At 60.5% G+C, this 18,939-nt stretch carries 16 protein-coding genes and 1 tRNA gene; 8 read left to right on the top strand and 9 right to left on the bottom strand.

Going from position 1 to position 18,939, the window contains the following annotated elements; genetic code table 11:
* Position 1 precedes the first annotated feature (1 nt).
* The 3 genes from WC026_RS06715 to WC026_RS06705 all read right to left on the bottom strand — a co-directional run bounded on the left by WC026_RS06715 (position 2) and on the right by WC026_RS06705 (position 4,538).
* The gene (locus tag WC026_RS06715) at positions 2 to 796 is read right to left on the bottom strand and encodes a TIGR02186 family protein (RefSeq protein ID WP_372710062.1); all 795 of its coding nucleotides are present in this window, start codon (positions 794 to 796) and stop codon (positions 2 to 4) included.
* Positions 796 to 1,719 (bottom strand): sulfite exporter TauE/SafE family protein, encoded by a 924-nt coding sequence (locus tag WC026_RS06710; RefSeq protein ID WP_372710061.1) that lies wholly within the window; start codon positions 1,717 to 1,719, stop codon positions 796 to 798. Before WC026_RS06710 ends, WC026_RS06715 begins: the two co-directional genes overlap by 1 nt.
* A 194-nt stretch (positions 1,720 to 1,913) precedes the next feature.
* The gene (locus WC026_RS06705; RefSeq protein WP_372710060.1) at positions 1,914 to 4,538 is read right to left on the bottom strand and encodes a tetratricopeptide repeat protein; all 2,625 of its coding nucleotides are present in this window, start codon (positions 4,536 to 4,538) and stop codon (positions 1,914 to 1,916) included.
* 351 nt (positions 4,539 to 4,889) lie between these two features.
* Between WC026_RS06705 and WC026_RS06700 the strand changes: the two genes are divergently transcribed.
* A complete protein-coding gene (locus WC026_RS06700) occupies positions 4,890 to 5,372 on the top strand; it encodes a hypothetical protein (protein WP_372710059.1) in 483 nt (160 codons plus the stop codon).
* A 110-nt stretch (positions 5,373 to 5,482) separates the two neighbouring features.
* On the opposite strand, the gene pip is transcribed toward WC026_RS06700, so the two are convergent.
* From pip to WC026_RS06685, 3 genes are all read right to left on the bottom strand, one after another.
* Positions 5,483 to 6,448, bottom strand: coding sequence for a prolyl aminopeptidase (pip, locus tag WC026_RS06695; protein WP_372710111.1), 966 nt, complete (start codon positions 6,446 to 6,448; stop codon positions 5,483 to 5,485).
* A gap of 162 nt (positions 6,449 to 6,610) precedes the next feature.
* Positions 6,611 to 8,446, bottom strand: coding sequence for a cation acetate symporter (locus WC026_RS06690; protein WP_372710058.1), 1,836 nt, complete (start codon positions 8,444 to 8,446; stop codon positions 6,611 to 6,613).
* 9 nt (positions 8,447 to 8,455) lie between these two features.
* Positions 8,456 to 8,716, bottom strand: a complete 261-nt coding sequence (locus WC026_RS06685) for a DUF4212 domain-containing protein (RefSeq protein ID WP_041921501.1) — start codon at positions 8,714 to 8,716, stop codon at positions 8,456 to 8,458.
* Between the two features lie 296 nt (positions 8,717 to 9,012).
* Between WC026_RS06685 and mscL the strand changes: the two genes are divergently transcribed.
* Entirely contained in the window at positions 9,013 to 9,399 is a 387-nt protein-coding gene (mscL, locus tag WC026_RS06680) for a large-conductance mechanosensitive channel protein MscL (protein WP_372710057.1), read from the top strand.
* Between the two features lie 94 nt (positions 9,400 to 9,493).
* Here mscL and WC026_RS06675 read toward each other — a convergent pair whose 3' ends face one another.
* Positions 9,494 to 9,784: a hypothetical protein gene (locus tag WC026_RS06675; protein WP_372710056.1), complete on the bottom strand. Its 291-nt coding sequence runs from the start codon at positions 9,782 to 9,784 to the stop codon at positions 9,494 to 9,496.
* A 200-nt stretch (positions 9,785 to 9,984) separates the two neighbouring features.
* On the opposite strand from WC026_RS06675, the gene WC026_RS06670 reads away from it, so the two are divergent.
* The 4 genes from WC026_RS06670 to WC026_RS06655 all read left to right on the top strand — a co-directional run bounded on the left by WC026_RS06670 (position 9,985) and on the right by WC026_RS06655 (position 15,370).
* Positions 9,985 to 10,058, top strand: a tRNA-Gly gene (locus tag WC026_RS06670).
* A 406-nt stretch (positions 10,059 to 10,464) separates the two neighbouring features.
* Complete coding sequence (locus WC026_RS06665) at positions 10,465 to 13,560, top strand: autotransporter outer membrane beta-barrel domain-containing protein (RefSeq protein WP_372710055.1); 3,096 nt, start codon at positions 10,465 to 10,467, stop codon at positions 13,558 to 13,560.
* A gap of 337 nt (positions 13,561 to 13,897) precedes the next feature.
* Positions 13,898 to 14,821 carry a glutaminase gene (locus WC026_RS06660; protein WP_372710110.1) on the top strand — a complete coding sequence of 308 codons (924 nt, stop codon included), beginning with the start codon at positions 13,898 to 13,900 and terminating at the stop codon, positions 14,819 to 14,821.
* 141 nt (positions 14,822 to 14,962) lie between these two features.
* Positions 14,963 to 15,370 carry a DoxX family protein gene (locus WC026_RS06655; RefSeq protein WP_372710054.1) on the top strand — a complete coding sequence of 136 codons (408 nt, stop codon included), beginning with the start codon at positions 14,963 to 14,965 and terminating at the stop codon, positions 15,368 to 15,370.
* Positions 15,371 to 15,441: 71 nt separating this feature from the next.
* Here the strand turns inward: WC026_RS06655 and WC026_RS06650 are convergent, their stop codons facing one another.
* Both WC026_RS06650 and WC026_RS06645 read right to left on the bottom strand, forming a co-directional pair.
* Positions 15,442 to 15,822, bottom strand: coding sequence for a PLD nuclease N-terminal domain-containing protein (locus tag WC026_RS06650; RefSeq protein WP_372710053.1), 381 nt, complete (start codon positions 15,820 to 15,822; stop codon positions 15,442 to 15,444).
* A 74-nt stretch (positions 15,823 to 15,896) separates the two neighbouring features.
* The gene (locus WC026_RS06645) at positions 15,897 to 16,178 is read right to left on the bottom strand and encodes a hypothetical protein (protein ID WP_372710052.1); all 282 of its coding nucleotides are present in this window, start codon (positions 16,176 to 16,178) and stop codon (positions 15,897 to 15,899) included.
* 528 nt (positions 16,179 to 16,706) lie between these two features.
* Here WC026_RS06645 and WC026_RS06640 point away from each other — a divergent pair.
* On the top strand, positions 16,707 to 18,074 hold the full coding sequence (locus WC026_RS06640) for a tetratricopeptide repeat protein (protein WP_372710051.1): 1,368 nt from the start codon (positions 16,707 to 16,709) through the stop codon (positions 18,072 to 18,074).
* Between the two features lie 153 nt (positions 18,075 to 18,227).
* Positions 18,228 to 18,845, top strand: a complete 618-nt coding sequence (locus WC026_RS06635) for a ribonuclease D (protein WP_372710050.1) — start codon at positions 18,228 to 18,230, stop codon at positions 18,843 to 18,845.
* The last annotated feature ends 94 nt before the right edge of the window (positions 18,846 to 18,939 follow it).

Raw genomic sequence — 18,939 nt, 5'->3', positions numbered from 1 at the left:
GCTACGCCGCCCGTGGAAACGCGAAGGCTGCGGCAAGCCCCGCGCCCGCTGCCATGATGACCGTCAAAAGCCCATAGAAAAAGGACTTGGTCAGAGCGAACTCGTGAATGAACCGCTCCATGCCTTCACGCTGAAGCATGACACGGCTTTTATATTGCCCGAGCAGCTTGCCCTCCTTGAACAGGTAGACGCTCGCGGTCAGCGGTCCAACCGGCACATTCGGCGGCAGCGCGACGGTTGCGCGGAACAAGCTTCGCCCGATGAAGGAAACCCCAAATTCCGATTTGACGTAAAGCCGCTCCTGTTCCTTGAGGTGCACGAGCGCTTTCCGAAAGCTCGCAAGCTCAGCGGGATCGGGCGATGCATTCCACGCCGAGTGCGCAGGAAGCATTCGAATGTGATCGAACCCGATGCCGTTTGCGTCGAGAATTTTGGGGTCGGCGATTTCGTCGACCGGTCGCGTCGAGACGATCGCATAATAGCTCGGAACCGGCATGAACCGCATGGACGACGTATTGATCCAAAGCCCGACAACCCTCGACTTCTTGCGCACGACGGCCGGAGCATCCACGCCCTCGACGACCGCCACGATATCGTAGGTTCCGGCTTCCGGACTGGGCTGCACGCTATTTTCGACGGTGCCGAACAGCAGAATTTCCGTTCCCGTGAAACTTGACGTGATCGCGACCTGCCGGGTCGAGGCATCGGCCTCGACGCTTTCCTGGGTATCGCGCGCGACACCGGCGCTCGCAAAACTCATGAATCCGAAAAGAATGACGCAGGCCCGCAAGCGCATCACGACCCCTTCAGCGACCCGAGCGAAAAGAGCTCATTCGGCATCGCGACCAGATCATATCCCATCCGCGCCGCGACGACGAGAACGAGGACACCGAGAAGGATCTGCATATGATCACCTCTGAGTTTCTCGCCCGCGGCGGTGCCGAATTGCGCCCCGACGACACCGCCGGCGAGCAGGATAGCCGCGAGAACAATATCGACTGTCTGGTTCTGCCAGGCGTGCAGCAGCGTCGCGAACGCCGCCACGAACACGATCTGAAACAGTGACGTGCCAACGACGACGCTGGTCGGCATCCGCAGAATGTAGATCATCGCCGGGATATAGATGAAACCGCCGCCGATCCCCATGATCGCCGACATGAAGCCGATGAACATGCCGATAACCATCGGCGGCACGACGCTGATGTAAAGCTTCGAGCGCTGAAAGCGCATCTTGAACGGCAGGCGGTCGACCCAGCTGTGCTGACCCGATTTGCGCCGCGACGACACGCCCGCCGTCTGCACGCGCCGCCACGAATTGATCCCCTCGATCAATGTCAGCGTTCCGACGACGCCCAGGAACGTCACATAGGTGAGGGACACGGTCAGCTCGAACAACCCAGCCTTGCGCAGCAGCCGGACGACCTCGACGCCAATGGCCGTCCCGGCAAATCCCGCCAGCAGCATGACGAGCGCCATCTTCACGTCGACATTGTTGCGGCGGTAGTGCACGACGGCGCCCGATACCGACGACGCCACGACATGCGCGTTGCACGTCGCCACTGCCACGGCCGGAGGAATGCCGAGAAACGTCAGCAATGGCGTCATCAGAAATCCGCCGCCGACGCCGAACAGGCCGGAGAGGAAACCGACCGCCGCTCCAAGCAACAGGAAAACGGGGACGGATACCGACATTTCAGCAATCGGCAGATAAAGGGACATCGATCAGGTCTGATTGGCGAGAGCTATAATTCCGGAGCGTACCGGCCTGGATACCGGACTGGGGCGCCTAAGGGACACCAAAGCGCCGCGCACCGCAAGCGCTCAAAACCGCACGCGAAAACGCAAAAAGCAGGCGTGCATATCGCGTTGGCCCGCATTTACGTCAGCGGCTCGCCTAAGCGTAGCGGTTTGCCTCAGCCCGCGATACTTTTCGTCGGAGTTTTCTTCCACTCCTCGCCGACCAGACGGGCATCATTGACGGTACGGTCGACCGGAACCGCCCGCCATTCGCCGATCATGCGCTCAGCTTCGCTGAGGTCTTTGGCCGTCAGTTTGCTGCGCAGGCTACCTTGCCGGCGCACCGCATCGGCGTCCTTGTCCTGCGCTGCCAGTGAGATCCACATGTAGGCTTGCTTCAGGTCTTTGCTCACGCCGAGACCGTTCTCATAAAGGATCGCAAGGTTGAACTGGCTGTCGGCCAGACCGCGCTTCGCGGCCTGCTCGAACCATTGCGCCGCGGTGGTGTAATCCGGCGACTGGTCGTTCTGATTGGCGCTCAGCACCGCGAGATTATGCATCGCCTTGACATTGCCCTTGGCGGCGGCGCGCTTGTACCATGCTTCCGCCTGCGCCCGGTCGGCCTTCATCCCGAGGCCGCGCTCGTAGAACGTTCCAAGACGGTACTGAGCTGGCGCGAGCCCCTGGTCGGCCGCGCGACGATACCATTTTGCAGCGTCCTTGAAGTCCTGCGGCGTTCCTTTGCCTTCGGCAATACGAGCGCCGACTTCGAATTCGGCCGATGCATCGCCGTTGGCGGCCGCGAGGCGCAGCGACAGCGGGCCGACCGTCGCGGGCGGCAGTTCGAAGCGCATCTGGCCGGTCGCATCACTCGACGGGGCGGCAGCGGCGGCAGCGGGCGCTCCCTCCGTCTCGGCTTCCGTCGGAACCATCGAGGCAGGAACGAGCGCCGCGTTATTTGCCTGCGAAGCCGCGTCGCCGAGCTTGCCCGAGAGCTCGGCCATCGCCTGATGGCGTTGCGCCTGCTGCATGCTGGCTTCCGTTGCGGGACTATTGAGATCGACCGCAACGCCGAGCATGGACACATTCGTATTCGCCGTGCCGGTGCCGCCCGGAATGAGCTGGCCCTGCTGATCCCCGCGACCGCCAGCCTCTGGCGACTGTGCGCCGTTGCCCTTCTGATCCGGTACATTTGTACCGGCGCCCGATTTTCCATCGTTGTGGGACGCAGCCGGAGAAACTGACGTCGATGAGCCGGCAACCGGCGCCGGAGTATCCGAACCGACGGTGAACCACAGACCGCCCAATGCCAGAAGCGCAGCAACTGCGAGAACGATCAAACGCGGTGACGGTCCCGACGGGCCTGATGCCTTGGACCGCGTCGCCGTGGGACGAATTGGCCTGCTGCCTTGCGGCCCGCGCACCGCATCCGGCGACGACATTGAAAAAGTATCGGAATGCATTGGCGACGTGACAACGATGTCATCGTCTGCCGCCGACGACAGGCGCATTTTCGCGCGACGCGCTTCGGCGATAAAGTCCTGCCGCAGCTTCTCGTTCTTGCGAGCGCCCTGCTCGATGGCATTTTCATGTTCGAACGGATCAGCGTCGCGCGCGGACGGCATCGCCTCGGGCCGGACCGGCGAAGCGATCTCGTCGCTGAAATCGAGCGGATCGTGGTCGCTCTCGCCCGTCTGGAACGGATAGTCGGAGAGAGGCGGCGGCGCCGTTGCAAAATCCTCGAACGAGGCCTGAGGAATCGGAGCATCTTTGCGCTGCGCGAATTCAATCTCGTCGACGCGATCCAGAAGGCGGATCATCGCCTGCTGCATCGTATCAAGCAGCGCCGAAGTATTTTCGCCGCCGCTGCGGTTTTCTTCCATCATGCGCTCGATGAGCGGGCGCAATTCTCCGGCGGCCTCATGAGATCCGGTCCCCATGCCCGCGAACCGCATCGCCGTCTGTTCGGCGGCCGCCCGCGCGATCGCTTCGACGTCCAGGCCGGACCCCGGCATCGCCATCGCAGTTTGCACGCCTGAAAGTGTCGTCTCGTTCCCGCCGGACAACGTCTGCGTGATCGCCGCAAGCTGATCCTCGATCGCAGTAAGACGCGCCAGCTGATCCTGCGTCTGGACCAGATGATTGACCACCTCGCTCACGTGCTCTTCGATGAGCCGCACGGAATCGAGGTCGGCCCGCGTCGCAACGCTTTCGAGCAGTCCGCTGAACCGCTGCTCGAACTGGTCGAGCCGTTCGCCGATCTGATGAAACCCGCGATCGGGCCTGATTTCAGCAAGCGACTGCTCGATGTCGCGCGCAATTTCCGCAAATCGCGCTTCGAACCACGCCTGGTCAATGCTCGCCTGTGGGGCAAAAGCCGGCGACGCATATGCGGCCGACGACACCTCAGCACTTTTCCGACCGTGGGTCTCGAAGACGTTGCTCAGAGCTTCCGCGTTATCGTGATCCCAGGGGTTGGCGTCCTGGTTCGCCACGGCATCGGAGTCGTTCGCCCGTGCGAGCCGTTTCGCGAGTTCGGCGACGCCCGCCTCGATATGTTCGAAGGTCGGTGCGAACTGCTCGGGGATGTGATCGCGCAGCACCTCGGCCTCCCGGCCCATGACCGCGATCCTGTCCTGCATTTCGCCCAGCGTTTCGGAATGGCGGCGCGTCGCGTCCGAAAGCTGCGCGGCAATCGCGTCGACGAGCGCTTTAAGTTCGCTGTGCTCCTCCTCGTACTCCGAGGAACCTTGCCCGTCGCCGCTGAGTGCATTTTGTTGATTGAATTCTGGACTAGGCATGTTCCCCTCGAAGCGGCACGGCGGTTGCCGGTCCGGCACGATCGAGGCGTTCATCCGCAGGGCACATTGGAGGTCGTCCGTGCCGCGCAAAAACGCGATCGTTGGCGGACGCAGCACTGTTCACGGTGAGCAAGGTCGCAGATCGGCAGTAAATACCGCGTTAAGATGTATGGAAAATCGAGAAAGTACCCATATTTTCAGGGACTAAGGACCGGTCGACCGAAGCCGCGAGAGGCCTGTTTTGGCTCGAATCCGTGATATTGCGGTGTGATTCGTTTTCAACGAGGTAACTGGATTTGCCACACTCATCGTGTATGAGCCCGGCAAACGCGAAGCAGAAGGACGGTTCGGATGCGGAGCAAGATAGCTTGCGGAGCGACGCTGATCGCACTCGCTTTGACAACTGTCGCGGTCGCCGATACTGCGGATAACATTGGCGGCCGCTTTACGATGTCGCCGGTCGACGGCGGCTTCCTGCGGCTCGACAAAGAGACCGGCGCGGTCGCGATGTGCGCGCGTTCCGGCACGGCATGGAGTTGCACGCCCGTCGAGGATCACACGCCCGCCGCCGCGGCCGAGCTTTCGAAGCTCGAACGCGAAAACCGCGATCTCAAGGACCGCGTCAAGGCGCTCGAGGACTCGCTTGAAACGAAACTCCCGCTCGAAGGACCGCCTGGCGGAAAGGCCCAGTTGCCGACCGAACAAGAAATCGATCAGGCGCTCGACTATCTGGAGCGGGTTTACAAAAAAGTCCGCGATCGCGTGAAGGATCTCGACAATCCTCTACCGCCGCCACCCGCCGACGCAACGCCGCCGCCCAAAGGATCGCTTTGAACGCCGCGGCTAGAGCGCTTCCGGAAAAGTGGGAACCGGTTTTCCGGTAGGAAGCACGACAAAATAAAGAGCTAGAGCCTTTCCGCGAGTCCACCAAAATCGGTAAGGCTCTAGTAGCCGGAAGAAAACTGCCGCGTTGCACGAATGAGCTCATGCACGAGTCCGGGCTCCGTCATCGCATGGCCCGCGTCGGCGGCAACCCGCAATTCCGAATCGGCCCACGCCTGATGCAGCAACACCGCGCTTCGAATCGGCGTCACCACGTCATAGCGACCGTGCGCGATGATTCCCGGAATGCCCTTGAGCCGCCCGGCATTGGTCAACAGTTCGCCGTCGCGGCGAAAAAATCCGCCGTTGACGAAATAGTGGCTCTCGATCCGCGCGAACGCGACCGCATACGCATCGGCGCTGAACCGGGCGACGCGATCGGGCTCCGGAACAAGCGATAGCGTCGTCCCTTCCCAAACGCTCCACGCGCGCGCGGCAGACATCACGGTTGCAGGATCGTTCGAGTTCAAACGGTGATGATACGCCGCGATCATGTCGTCGCGCTCGTCGTGAGGAATACGGCGCTGGAATTCGGCAAATGCTTCCGGAAAAATCCAGCTGCAACCGTCCTGGTAGAACCAGCGCAGCTCGGCCTTCGTACTGAGAAAAATTCCGCGCAGGATGAGCGCGTTGACACGTTCCGGGTAGGTTTCCGCATAGGCGAGCGCCAGCGTCGATCCCCACGAGCCGCCGAAAAGTTGCCAACGCTCGATGCCGAACTCCTGGCGAATGCGCTCGATGTCCTCGACCAGATCCTGCGTCGTGTTGTTTTCAATGGATGCGTTCGGAGTTGACTGACCGCAACCGCGCTGATCGAAAAGTACGATCCGGTATCGTTCCGGATTGTGAAAGCGGCGCATCGTCGGATTGCTGCCGCCGCCAGGACCACCGTGAACGATCAGCACCGGTTGACCGTTCGGATTTCCGCACTCCTCGACATAGAGCGTATGCCCGCCGCTGGTCCGAAGGCGATGTTCCCGATACGGGAAGATCGGCGGGTAAAGATCGAGCCGGTCGCGGATAGTCATGTTTTCGCAGCTTTCAAATTTCGCTTGTGCAGCGGCTGTGGTCTCCAGCCGCACCGCTGCGGCAGGCTGATCGACGGTCGCGTTTTTCGGAAAGCGCTGGATGGCTCTCTCCGAACTCAAGCGCAACGCCTGCACAAGCATTAAGCGCTTGCCCTTGGGGCATCAAGTGCGCGCGTGTTTTCGCAGCTGCAAACGCTGCATCTGCCTGTCGTAAATGATTTCGCCGCCCGGAACGCGGATGTCGCGCACGATTTCGAGCGCATGCCGCGATGCACCCGGACGCAGAATGCTGATACTGAGCGCCATTGCGAAGGATACCGGCAATCCCAAGATTCCCGCGATTGGACTTGGCACGCCGAGCGCGCCAACCTCGCTCAGCAGAATGGCGAAGGCAGCGGCGCCGAACCCTGCCACCAGCCCCGCGACCGCGCCATTGGCGGTCAGCCGCTTCCACCACACCGACAAGATCATGACCGGAAACAGACTGGCCCCAGTGATGGAAAGTGCCCAAAGCACCAATCGAAGCGGATCGGTCGGCGCGATTATCGTCAATATCGCTCCGCACACCGCGACGACGCCGACAAAGCTGCGCGTGATCCAAACGCGCGCTTGCGGCGCAACAGGCTCCCACGACATACCTTGCACGACGTCCTCGCCGAGGATCGCCGCCAGTGAGACCATCGTCGAACCCGCCGCCACCAGCACCGCCGCGAGCGCGCCGGCAAGCAGCACGTAGAAAAACGCCTGCGGCAGCCCGGTTGCGATCGGCAACGCGAACAAGACACCGTCACGATCAAACTTCAGACCGCTGAATCCGAGCCGCGTCGCCGTCTGATCGAATGAGACGAGATGCGCGGCCGCGGCATCGTAAAGCCACTTCGGCAACGGTCCGAGCCGCTCGCTAATGACTGCATCGAGCGCGAAGTCGCGCATAAAAATGGCGACCGACGACATCGTGAGCAGCGCCAGGCCGGAAAACACCGTCGCCCACCCGAGCGCCTTGCGCGCTTCGTAGACGCTTGGCGACGCAGCCACGCGCGGCAGCAGCCACGGCGCGGTGCTGACCCCGGCGGCAATCGCGAATGTGCCGATTGCAAAACCGAATGTCCCGACAGCGCCAAAGGGTTGCGTATAGGGCTTGGTCAGCGCCGCGAAACCTTCACCAGGAAAATCGAACGCCAGCGGCCACACCTTGATGAGCTGCAGTCCTTCGCTGATTTCGTTGCGCACAAGGCTGCGCACCATGGGGCCATTGGCGAGCTGCGGGATCGGCAGATTGGTCACGATCACGCTGACCGTCGTTGCAACACCGAGCAGCGCCAAGAAAAGTGCGATGGACTGCGCGACCCCTGCCCACGTCAACGACCGCTTCCCGCCTGCTGCCGTCGTAACCGCGACGCTCAACGCTAAAATGCACACGATCAGATTAGGATTGAGCGCGATCAGCCGCCCCGCGATGCCGGCCCCCATGTGAAGCTCCGCCGAAAGAACGAGCAGCATCGGCACGGCCACGACGACGGCGGCGACGATCCGAAGCGCGCGATTTTCGAAACGGCGTCCGAGATAGCTCGGCACCGTAAATGCTCCGAACTTGCGATAGAACGGAGCCAGCACGATCGCCATCACGACGAACCCCGTGAGCGTGCCCATCAGAAGAACGACCGCATCGAAACCCGCGAAGAAGAACGCACCCGTTCCGGCGACGATCAGTGTGCCGCCGAGCGTGGAGGCCGCGAGCAGAAGCCCCGTATACGCGGCTGGCACACGCCGCCCGGCCGCGAAATAATTGAGCGCGTCATTGGAGCCGACCGAAAGCCCGATGCCCGCGTAAAAGAGCATCGGGACGGCAAAGAATGCCATTTGCAAAAGTGTTTCGTTGAACCTCAGCTGCTCGAAAATCAGAACAAGCAGAAACAGCGCCGTGAACAGCGCCGCGAAAATGCTGAAATAAATTCCGAGGCGAGGATTGACCACCCGCGCGCGCGCACCGAACGCCATGCCTGCCCCTTACATCTCCTCGTGGGCGCCGTGCCAGTGATCGATCGCGTTCTGTCGATTGACGTAACTCGCGACCGTCACGACGGCGATTGCGAAAAACCCGTGCGCCGCGAGGAAGTAACCGAGCGGGAAGCCGAAGAAGCGGCTAGCGTTCAGCTGGTCGGCATAAAGCGGCAGCACGATAACGATCGCGAGAAACGGGATCAGGCTGGCGAGAACCTGCCATTTCGTATGCCGCCAGTACGGTTTGCGCTCTTTGCGTTCGATCATGTGTTTGTCCCCCGGACGGCTTTCGCGTGGCCCCGTTTCAGATTATGCCCGCCGCCACAACCGTTTGTCCAACACGACTGTTTATCCAACCGTGCCGATCTGGAACCCGACGAGGTCTTCTTTGCGGCCACCGTGTCATTCCCTAAAATTAGGGCGCGATTCGAGAAGGGAATGTCGAATTCGCTCCAAACCGCAAATTTAGTGGGCTCCTGCGACGGCGGGATGGGCCGACCGCATACGTCTTCGCGACGTCTTTCAGTAAGCCCAGCTCGACCATATCGGAAAGGATATCTTGCATGAAAATCGTGGACGAATTCAAAGAATTTGCGATGCGCGGCAACGTCATAGACCTTGCCATCGGCGTCATCATGGGCGCCGCCTTCGCGCCGATCGTCTCGACGCTTGTCGAAAACATCATCATGCCCCCGATCGGGTATCTGCTTGCCGGCATCGATTTTTCCAGCCTTGCCGTTGCAATTCCGACGCCGACCGATCCGGTTCTGATCAAGTACGGCGTTTTCCTCAATGCCCTGATCAAGTTTCTCATCACGGCATTCGCGATCTTCCTGCTCGTCAAAGGCATCAATCGGATGCAGAGACCGACGTCTGCGACTGGACCGGCACCCACGCCAAGCGAACTCTATCTGAAGGAAATCCGCGACCTTCTGGCGAACCGAAAATAGCCGCGACCGCTGTCGGACGCGCACAACGCGCCGACAAAGTGCAATCTGAGGAGTTCGCCAATCCGCCGATGCGGAGAGGCGAGCCCTGCAAATCTTATTTGCTGCGTGAAACGGTGACCTCTTGGCTCACCCATCCGCTGACGCTGAGACTGATGGGAGATTTCGGCTGCTGCCCGGCCGCCGTCCGATTGGCTTCCAACTGATCGATGCGCGATGAGAGATCGTCGGCCGCAGCCTTGTCGCCTCCCGAAGCAGCCGGCATGGAGCTGGCGGGAATGGACGTGTCCAACGCACGCGTGTGGACGTCGGCGGCAGCAACCTCGCCGCACGCGAAAACTGAAGCCGCCACAATAGCCAAGCCGGAAATGCGCGCCATCGACTTCATGCGTCCCCCGGACGTTCGACGGCCGCCCCTAGCGGCCACCCCACGGATCAAACAGCTCATATCATAAAACAGGATCTTGGTGACAAACGGACCGGACCTGGAAAATGCGTCGCGGCCAAACGGCTGAATTGACCGATCCTCGCGGGCGAGGTTTGCGCACGCCCCGAAAACATGCCAGAAACCGCGGCGGTCAAGCACCTGCGGGCGTAGTTCAATGGTAGAACGGCAGCTTCCCAAGCTGCATACGAGGGTTCGATTCCCTTCGCCCGCTCCAAAAAATTCCAGACATCACCAATCTTCCCAAGCACTCAGAGCGATCCAGCTCGAGGCAGCGAATCGCCTTGCTCGCACCCAAACAATTCAACAACAATTTCTAAACGCTCGGGAAAAACTCTGACTTAATCGCCACGCGTATCCAAACTGCAACGCTTCGATTTAATTGCAGACTGAATAATCATCCAGGAACATATCCCATATCCCATATCCCGCGAGCGTCGCCGCCCGATAGCAATACGGCAGTGGAAGTATTCTAACGAGGACGGGAATCCTAGGAAGCGACGAAAGCAAACGTCGCAACGTTGAACCTCAGCGCCGGTCGAAGCGCCGCCGCCCACGTCACTTCAAAGCCAATCAAAAAGAAAGAAGCCAACCGGGCCGTTCCCGGGGGCAGGGGGGAACTTATGCCGAAACACAACCAGACATTCAGCATGCGCCGTGGCCACATCGCGCTGGCGACGCTGACCGCGACGCTCATGATGAGCGCGTCGCATCAGGCCTTCGCGGACGAAAATTGCGACTATATCCCGTCGACGTCACCCCCTGTCGGTGTCACGGGAGGAAAGCCCGACGCCATCAATCGGATATGTCGCGGCAAGGCCGTGCTGACGCAGGATGTCACCAGGAGCGGCGCCGGAAACACCAACTCCGCCGCAATCAACAACACGGGCACCGGCGCGCCACTCGACTATGCGGGCATCGGTGCAAACTGGCACGTCGCGGTGGCTTTGCTCGGCCAAAACACCTCGCTTGCTATCATGGATACCGCAAAGATCACTGCGAATCTGGATGTGAATTCCGTCGCGGATCGGAGCGCACACACCGTCGTTGGCGTCGCCGCTATTCAGCACGGCGTATCCGTCTCTGTTGAGAACTGGGGAGACGTGCTCGCGCAGCATGCCGGGACAGGTGCCGTTTACGGCATCGCCGCGCAACAATCCGGCGACGGTCGCAACAATCCGGAAGAAATGACGATCGTAAACCACGGAACGATTACGGCGGAACGCACCGCCACCTCGATCACGATCAACACCAATACCGTCAGCGGAACCGGCTCGGGAAGTACCAACGTGACGGTGCCCGCACCGACCAGCGGCAACGCCAACGCGACATTTTCTGGCAACCTCGGGAATGCCGCTGCTGTCTTCCAGAACGAAGGCACCGAACGCTTCTTCGTTTACAACAAAAAAGACGCAACGATCGAGGGCAAAGGACCTCTAACCGCCGGTGTGTATACGTTCGGCACCTCGTCATACATCGAAAATGACGGCACCATAAAAGCGCCGCTCGCGATCGGCAGCTACGTCGAAGCAAAGCCGGAGAACGAGGACGGTGTCGACAAGATCACCGTCGGCCGCACCAACATCGTCAATAACAAGACCGGCACCATAACGGGCGACATTGTGTCGACTGATGCCAACGCGGTGCGTTGGTTTTCGTCCTATTCGATCGCCGGCAAGTACTATGATGGCTTGAAGCTTGCGCCGAATGATTCCGGTGTCGGCCGTCACGACACATACATCGAGAACGCCGGCACAATCGGCGCCGACAACATCACGTTAGGATCGGGCAGCCATACGATCGTCAACACAGGAACGATCCGCGGCGCGGCCGAGGGAACCGCAACGTCGATCAACGTCGATATGCGACGTAATTTCAATTATGAGCAGACCGGCCTTGGGGCTTGGGACCGGTATGTTTACGCCGACGGCATGCCGCAGGAAGGTGACGACGACGACGATGACGGCGAAGTCTACAAGAAGCTGACGAAAGCCGACACGATCGCAGCATTTTTGAATGCCCGCCCCGACCATTACTTCAAACTCGACAACGCCGGCACGCTCACGGGCGACGTCAATGTTCGCACCGGCGACAGGACAAATTGGACGAACCCCAACGGCTCCGATTCAGGCAATGCCGGCTACAATAGCCCATACAAAGTCGACATCGTGACCCACATCACAGGCAGCGGCGTCGGTCACACCACGGAAGACAACGCCTCGCTCAATAGCGGCTATATCGGCGGTACGCTGTCCATCGGCACCGGCACCTTCAACACCACGACCGGCAAGTTCGACTTCAATGCCAGCACGATCAACACGGGCGGCAACAATGGGGCGATCGTTACCGTTGCTCCAAAGCTCGACGCCATCGTCCACGACGGCGAGTATTTCCTTGTCGCCAATAAGCTCTACGGCGATACGCTGCCGACCATCAATGAAGACGCCAACAGCTTCTTCGTGAACTGGAGCATTGCCAAAAACACGGCTGACCAGCTTGTCGTGGGAGCCGACGTCAAGGATGCGTCCGACGTCGAAGGTCTGTCGAAACCCGGCGTCAGCACGCTGAAAGCTTTATTGGGTTACACCGGCACCGATGACGATCTGCAAGCTCTCGGAGCGGCGGTTTTGAGCCTCAGCGACGAAGACGACGTCAAGAAAGCGGGCAAGCAGCTCTCGCCCGAGACGAACTTCGCCACGCAGCAAGCAGCGATCACGCTGAACAACGCAATCGGCCAGCACATCGATACGCGTCTGAACTCAGTCGGCGCCACCGGCGCATCCCAGGGCTACACGAGCGCACCTTACGGCCTCGGGATGAAACCGCAGCAAACCGACCCCAATCGCTCGAACCTCGGCGGCAGCCTCAAGGACGATCCGGAGTTCATCGCGCCGCGCAGTGCGGCGCTCTGGGGTCAGGCATTCGGCGCCGGCATGAACCAGAACGAACGCCAGGACGTCGACGGCTATGATGCCCGCATCTATGGGCTCATGGTCGGTTACGACAACTGGATCTCACCGGGCATGCGCGTCGGTGTCGCCGGCGGCTACGCCAACACGCGCATCGACGACGAAGGCGACACGACGCACAACCACACAGACATCGACAGCTACCTGATCCAGGCCTACGGCGCCGTGAAAGGCTCCGGTTGGTATGCGACCGGACGCACCGGCTTCACATGGCACGACTACGACACCCAACGCGCAATGACGGAGCCCTTCGAAGACGTCGCCAAGGGAAGCCACAATGGCGATCAGTTCAATGCCTCAGTCGAAATCGGCGCGCCGATGGCCCACTCCGGAACGATCATCACGCCCGTTGCGTCGCTCACCTACTCGCGACTGCATCAGGACGGATATTCCGAGGCCAGTGATGGCGGGATGGCTCTCGCGGTCGGCAGCCAGAACAACGACTCGTTCGTGTCCGGTCTGGGTGTCAAAGCATTGGTGCCGATCGCCAGCGACACGGTCATCGAAGGCCGCGCGCTCTGGCTGCATGAGTTCGCCGACGACGCGCAGGTCGTAAACGCCAGCTTCGCGGCGGGCGGCGGTACCTTCACCGCAGCCGGACCCGGCGTCGGACGCGACAGCGCCGATCTCGGCATCGGCATGCTCGCTCAGATCGGTTTCAATTCAACGTTCGAAATCAACTACGACGCCAATGTTCGCGAAGACTACCTCGCGCACGTCGGCTCGGCTCGCATCGACGTCCATTTCTAAATAGAACCGACCACACGATCCCGTCAGCTGACCGGCGTTCCCGTCCGCCGGTCAGCTTTTTTTGTAGTCTCGATTTTCTTCGTCGCGATGCAATTCGACGAGCTTGTCGCGCACCGCCCCCGAATTTTACCGCACGCGGACGGGATCATCGCCCGACCTTCGGCCCCGCGAGCTACGAATGCTCGCAAGCGACCGCAGTCGCCGATCAGGCGGCTTGCCACGGCCTCAGCCTTCTTTATCTATTTTGGTTTGATGTCCTCGATCCGGTGACCCGGAGCGGCGAAACTTGCGATCGTCCACGCCGAGCAAACAGAAAGCCTGAATTTTGACTATGGAAATGGCCGACCTGAAGCATCTTCTCGACAAAGTGCGCGATGAACTGCAATCAGGCGCGCATCACGGCAAGGTTGCCGACTACATCCCCGAACTCGCGAAGATTGATCCCAAGAAATTTGCGATATCGATCACCAATCTGAAGGGCGACACGGTCTCAACCGGAGATGATGTCGAGGCGTTCTCGATACAAAGCATCTCCAAGGTCTTTGGCCTCGCCCTGGCGCTCGGCAAAGTGGGTGACGGACTGTGGAAACGCGTCGGGCGGGAGCCTTCCGGCAGCGCCTTCAATTCCATCGTGCAGCTCGAACATGAACAAGGCATCCCTCGCAACCCGTTCATCAATTCCGGCGCCATCGTCGTCGCCGACGTCTTGCTTGCGGGACACCAGCCTCGCGAGGCGATCGCCGAAATCCTGCGCTTTGTGCGGATCGCCGCGAACGACGATACGATCATGATCGACCCCGCGGTCGCCCGCTCCGAGCAGGCAACGGGCTTCCGCAATTTCGCCCTCGCGAACTACATGCGTGCGTTCGGAAACCTGCTCCACCCGAGCGAGCTGACGCTCGGCGTATATTTCCATCAGTGCGCAATAGAGATGACGGTTCGGCAGCTTTCGGAAGCCGGAGTTTTTCTGGCGAACGGCGGCCGCGACCCGCGCAGCGGATTGACGATCGTTTCGAAAGAGCGCGCCCGGCGCATTAATGCGCTGATGCTGACGTGCGGTCACTACGACGGTTCCGGCGACTTCGCATATCGCGTCGGCTTGCCGGGGAAAAGCGGTGTCGGCGGCGGAATATTGGCAATTGTTCCGGGAGAGGCATCCATCGCCGTCTGGTCGCCCGCTCTCAATGCGCAAGGAAATTCATTACTCGGCACGCGGGCCTTGGAACTCATCGTGCGCGAAACAGGCTGGTCGGCATTCTAAGCGGCGCCGTTTTCATCTCGCGTCGTCGTGCTGTATCAACCAGCAGGTAGAAGATACGAAACGCATGATCTATATTCGGTTATCGTTCGAAAACGCGAATCGATATTGAAATTATTATAATCTCAAGCTCGGAGTTTGCCGATGAATGCACAAGCCTTGGAAGCATGGGCGCCGCGCGTCCTCAGCATCCTCCGCATCGTAGCCGCCGTGCTCTTCTTCGAACATGGCTCGCAGAAGCTCTTTGGATTTCCGCCGCGTCCCGATGGCGGAGCGGGACCGGAAATCTTTTCGCTCATCGGCGCCGCGGGTGTCCTGGAGCTTGTCGGCGGCGCGCTGCTGATCGTCGGGCTCTTCACCCGGCCCGTCGCCTTCGTGCTCTCCGGCGAAATGGCATTCGCTTATTGGATGGCGCACGCACCCAAAAGCGCCTTTCCGCTTCTGAACGGCAGCGACTCCGCGATCCTGTATTGCTTCATTTTCTTGTACATCTTCTTCGCTGGACCCGGACCCTGGAGCCTGGACGCAAAGCGCTCGGGCTCCACGTTCTAACTCAGCGATCCACATCGGCACGACAGCCAGTCCCGTCGGAATTTCCGACGGGACTGCGTCTCTCCAGCCCGTCAGGTCACCAGACGCGCGCGCAGCCGATCGAACTCCTGACCGGTAATCGATCCAGCCGATTTCAGCTTCTCGAGCTTCGCGATTTCATCCGCAGGGCTGTATCCGACCACGCGCCGAAGTTCTTCCTGGGCGTGGGCGATCTGCGCGTGCCGACGCTCGCCCATACCCCAGGATTGCGTGAGAATGTACGCAAAGACACCGATATATGGCAGCGCAACGAGTACGATCACCCAGAGCACTTTACCGAGCGGCGATATATCGTGGCGGCTGAATAAATCGCTGAATATCGTGATCAACAAATAAAGCCACACGAACAACATGAATATCGCGAGTGCATCCACGAGGAAATTCGCGAATGTAAATCCACCATCAAATAGCATTAGAGTTCTCCACGGCCTGATTGTACGCGGGGCATAAGGGAGCAAGCGGCCGCCTCAAAAGCGCGCCGCTTACTTCAATGTGCGATGAGACCGTTAGCAACCGCGACGCCACACGCATCGACGGTAGTTCGGCCCGCCCCAGCCGAAGCGCCATGCGCAATTGCGCCTGACCACTCCGCAGCTTCTGCCGACGACAACGCCGCCGCCGTAGAACCCCCAACCGGGGCCATACCTGCCACGACGCCAACCGCGCCGGTGCCAGCCGCGATGTCCCCAACCGCCGCGATGACCCCAGCCGCCGCGATGTCCCCAGCCACCGCGATGATGCCAACCACCGTGGCGAACTTGCGTGACAAGAGACTCGCTAGCTGGAGCAACAGGAGTGATGGGTGCTGCCGTCACTGCTCCAGACATCAAAATGCCTGAAGCGGCAAGGAGCGCGAATGCGAGGTTTCTCATGAATCCTCCGAACCTGGCTGATGAGCGTGCCCCGACATCAAACCGAAGTTCAGAGGCTATGACAGATACGGAGCCAGTGCCATTCGTTTTCCGGGCGAATTGGTTTCAATTCTGTTTTTCGCGCGTCGGAATGATTCAAACGGCAACAATCAATCGGCGAGAATATTCCCCGGCTACATCGGTACACTGACATTTTTCGATTCCGTGTTGCAAAAGCATCTTGGATCAATTCAACATTCCTACAAAGCCCTTCTCCGCGCTCGACGGTCATGCGGACTCCAAAAACGGGCCTATTTTCAAAGCTTCTTCGCACCTGCACGCGCGTGCCAGCCTCGCGCACGCTTATCCGGCTATCTGCTTCAAGCGAACGCCTGTGACCCGGATCAGCCAACCCCCGGAAGCCTGCGCGATCGACGGAGAACGATATGCCGCCGCTCCACCAAAGCTCCGCCCTCGCCGCGACACGTCCGGCCGGCCTGATAACGGATGGCGCCCAAGCGACCGCCACGACGCCTCCTTCCGCGCTCGATCTCCTGAAACTTGGACTGGACAACGCGCGGATGGGCCAGCTCAACGCTGCAGCCGACGTGCTGGCGCAATCCATTCTGAAGGACCCGCTCTCGGCCGACGCCCATGATGCGCTCGCGACCGTTCTGCTGGCGTTGGACAACGTCGAATATGCCTGCAAGGCAAAAGCCAAGGCCGTCGGCCTCGGCAACAATTCCGCCGCCGATTGGGAATTGCTTGGCGATATGTTCGTCGCGCTCGGGCAAGCGGACGACGCGGCGCAAGCCTTCGGCACCGCCCTGGCGTTGCGGCCCACTGGCTCGCCGGACCTCGAACGAAAACTGCACATCGTCGCGGCCGCCTCGAGCTTTGCAGCACCGGCGGCGAACGCCATCGCGATACCCACCGACATTCCCGCTGCCTGGCATAGCGTCAACCTCGTCACCATCGAACCTGATGGAAATCCGCACACGGCATCGTTCCACGATCTCGTATCGAGCTTCGACAGCGCGCTCCGCGCGCTCGGGATTACCGTTCGCATTCGCAAGAATGAAGTCGGTGTCGAAGGCGTCAATCTGCTGATCGGCGCGCATCTCATCACGTCGCCCGAGAGCGCTGACCGTATCCCGCCGAATACGGTGATCGTGAATCTCGAGCAGCTGCGCGGCTTCAACATCGGCGCGCGGCCCGTGTATGCGAGCTTGATGCGCCGTCTCGCGGTTTGGGACTATAGTCCGCGCAACATCGCGCAGATCAAAAGCCTGATGCGCACGCCCTACGTCAGTCGCTTCAAGATCGGCTACACGCCCGAGATGACGCGTTGCCGGCCGCAGGCGCCGACGACCGATGTGCTTTTCTACGGCAGCCTCAACGACCGTCGCACCGCCGTGTTGAAAGGACTTCACGAAGCCGGACTCAACGTGAAGCATCTGTTCAGCGTCTACGACGCCGAACGCGATATCGCGATCGCGGATGCCAAGATCGTGCTCAACATGCACTATTATGAAGACAGCCTGCATGAGATCGGACGCACGTCGTATCTGCTCGCGAACAGCAAAGCCATCGTCAGCGAATGCGGCGCCGATACGGAAATCGAGGACGACATCCGCGAGGCGATGATCGCGGTTCCTTATAAAGACATCGTCGCGAGTTGCGTTGCTTTGATCAACGACGAGCCGCGTCGGCTGGCGCTAGAGCGAAAAGCATTCGAAATATTCTCGAAGCGCAGCCAAGCCGACATGCTCCACGACGCGATCGTCGCGACGACGTTTCCCCCGGTCGCGTGAGTGCGCCCGCAGCCCCGTTCGATTGCGGCATCGACTGCAATCTTGACATTGAACGCGCCGGGAACCCGACAAGCACCGGCTTGACACGGGCCCGAAACCCCCGCACGTCAAACTTTCCTGCTTTCGAGCCTGCTGACGCGCCGGGGACCGCACATGACCGCACCGAAAATTAAACTGCACAAGGGCGACCTCCCCGCCGGGCTGACGTTCCCCAACGGCATCGCCATCGACACCGAGACGATGGGGCTGAACCCGCACCGCGACCGGCTTTGCCTCGTGCAGCTATCGGGCGGAGATGGCACGGCCCATCTCGTCAAGTTCGACGGCAAGAGCTTCGACGCACCAAATTTGAAAGCGCTTCTGGCCGATCCGAAGACGCTGAAAATCTTCCACTTCGCCCGCTTCGACGTCGCCGTTCTCGAACATTATCTGGGTGTCGTGACAAACCCCATTTACTGCACGAAGATCGCGTCCAAGCTCGCCCGCACCTATACCGACCGGCACGGCCTCAAAGACCTCGTTGGCGAAATCCTGGGTATCGAAATTTCGAAGCAGCAGCAGAGCAGCGATTGGGGCGCCGCCGAGCTGTCCGATAGCCAGCGAACCTACGCCGCCAACGACGTGCTGCATCTCCACGCGCTCAAAGCCCGCCTCGACGAAATGCTCGCACGGACGGGCCGCCAGGATCTGGCCAAGGCGGCGTTCAGCTTTCTTCCGATTCGGGCCAAACTCGACCTCTTGGGCTTCGAAGACGATATTTTCGCCCATTAACGGTTGCTCAGGGCAGAACGCCACACCTCGCGGAGCCGATTTTACGGGGCGGAATGGGGCCAGATTGGGCGATGTCCCAAAGTCTCCCCAATTG

Source organism: Hyphomicrobium sp., from assembly GCF_041674905.1.
Classification (GTDB): Bacteria; Pseudomonadota; Alphaproteobacteria; order Rhizobiales; family Hyphomicrobiaceae; genus Hyphomicrobium_B.
This window is presented reverse-complemented; position numbering and strand designations above follow the sequence as displayed.

What these genes read in the sequence shown, in the direction of transcription:
- WC026_RS06715 (WP_372710062.1), bottom strand. Translation starts at nt 796, where the DNA reads ATGCGCTTGCGGGCCTGCGTCATTCTTTTCGGATTCATGAGTTTTGCG.
- WC026_RS06710 (WP_372710061.1), bottom strand. Translation starts at nt 1,719, where the DNA reads ATGTCCCTTTATCTGCCGATTGCTGAAATGTCGGTATCCGTCCCCGTT.
- WC026_RS06705 (WP_372710060.1), bottom strand. Translation starts at nt 4,538, where the DNA reads ATGCCTAGTCCAGAATTCAATCAACAAAATGCACTCAGCGGCGACGGG.
- WC026_RS06700 (WP_372710059.1), top strand. Translation starts at nt 4,890, where the DNA reads ATGCGGAGCAAGATAGCTTGCGGAGCGACGCTGATCGCACTCGCTTTG.
- pip (WP_372710111.1), bottom strand. Translation starts at nt 6,448, where the DNA reads ATGACTATCCGCGACCGGCTCGATCTTTACCCGCCGATCTTCCCGTAT.
- WC026_RS06690 (WP_372710058.1), bottom strand. Translation starts at nt 8,446, where the DNA reads ATGGCGTTCGGTGCGCGCGCGCGGGTGGTCAATCCTCGCCTCGGAATT.
- WC026_RS06685 (WP_041921501.1), bottom strand. Translation starts at nt 8,716, where the DNA reads ATGATCGAACGCAAAGAGCGCAAACCGTACTGGCGGCATACGAAATGG.
- mscL (WP_372710057.1), top strand. Translation starts at nt 9,013, where the DNA reads ATGAAAATCGTGGACGAATTCAAAGAATTTGCGATGCGCGGCAACGTC.
- WC026_RS06675 (WP_372710056.1), bottom strand. Translation starts at nt 9,784, where the DNA reads ATGAAGTCGATGGCGCGCATTTCCGGCTTGGCTATTGTGGCGGCTTCA.
- WC026_RS06665 (WP_372710055.1), top strand. Translation starts at nt 10,465, where the DNA reads ATGCCGAAACACAACCAGACATTCAGCATGCGCCGTGGCCACATCGCG.
- WC026_RS06660 (WP_372710110.1), top strand. Translation starts at nt 13,898, where the DNA reads ATGGCCGACCTGAAGCATCTTCTCGACAAAGTGCGCGATGAACTGCAA.
- WC026_RS06655 (WP_372710054.1), top strand. Translation starts at nt 14,963, where the DNA reads ATGAATGCACAAGCCTTGGAAGCATGGGCGCCGCGCGTCCTCAGCATC.
- WC026_RS06650 (WP_372710053.1), bottom strand. Translation starts at nt 15,822, where the DNA reads ATGCTATTTGATGGTGGATTTACATTCGCGAATTTCCTCGTGGATGCA.
- WC026_RS06640 (WP_372710051.1), top strand. Translation starts at nt 16,707, where the DNA reads ATGCCGCCGCTCCACCAAAGCTCCGCCCTCGCCGCGACACGTCCGGCC.
- WC026_RS06635 (WP_372710050.1), top strand. Translation starts at nt 18,228, where the DNA reads ATGACCGCACCGAAAATTAAACTGCACAAGGGCGACCTCCCCGCCGGG.